Source organism: Vibrio sp. D173a, from assembly GCF_030248475.1.
Window position 1 is genome coordinate 1 of sequence record NZ_JAHGAH010001216.1, and the last position, 916, is coordinate 916.

The 916-nt window shown below is 46.5% G+C and carries 1 protein-coding gene; it reads right to left on the reverse strand.

Features of this window, described 5'->3' with window-relative positions; genetic code table 11:
* A partial coding sequence (locus tag KIV40_RS32395; RefSeq protein WP_285353457.1) for an MBL fold metallo-hydrolase occupies positions 1-725 on the reverse strand: 725 nt, incomplete at its 3' end.
* Positions 726-916: the final 191 nt, after the last annotated feature.

Sequence of the window (916 nt, forward strand, 5' to 3'; positions counted from 1 at the left end):
CTACCGACGCTGAATGCGGGAATCAATATACTGCCACCATCTAGCAATGCGCGATCAATAATGTGGTTTAACGTGTTGGCGCGTTCTGTGATATTTGAATGATCGCTCGCACCATAGGTAGATTCAATAAACAGATGATCCGCGCGCTGTGGCGATACTGGATCAGGAAGAAGGGGCGTGTTACTTGGGCCTAAATCGCCCGAGAAGACCACCACATCTTCATTGGGTAATTTCACTTCGATGTAAGCAGAACCAAGGATATGACCAGCGGGTTGAAATCGAGCATGGAGAGTATTTGGCCTACCATGAACCTTATGCTCTTGAGAGCCAGTTTTATTGGGGAGTGGGAACCACGTTTGATAGCTTTGAGGCTGAATAAGAGTGTGAACTCGCTTTAAGATCTGTTTACGCTGTTTATGGCTGAATCCTTGTAGTTTTAAGCCATCATCAATCATCAGCGGCGCGATGGCTGCTGTGGCCTTAGTACAGAAGATGGGCTGATTGAAGCCACTCGCTAACAGCCAAGGAAGGCGACCAATATGATCAATATGGCTATGTGTCAGCAATAGGGCACTGAGTTGGTCAGTTTCAAAATCCACCTCTAGCGGGCGACTGTCTGCTCCTTGAAACAAGCCACAATCTATCAAAACCGCTTGTCCTGCGGCTCTTAATTCATGACAAGAGCCAGTTACTGTCTCTTTTCCACCGTGATGAATGACCTGCATGCTGCGCTCCTAGTAAAATCCAAGCTCAATTGTGCTAACAAGATTCAGACAAGAAAAAAGTAGAAGTAAGAGTTGCGATCCTTTGCCCTGTTCAATGTAATTGATTAATAACTCAGCCAATGGTGAGCGAGACATCACTCGGCTTTGTGTTGAGCTTCACGAGCGTTGAGCTTTGATTCGGCCTCAGCTTC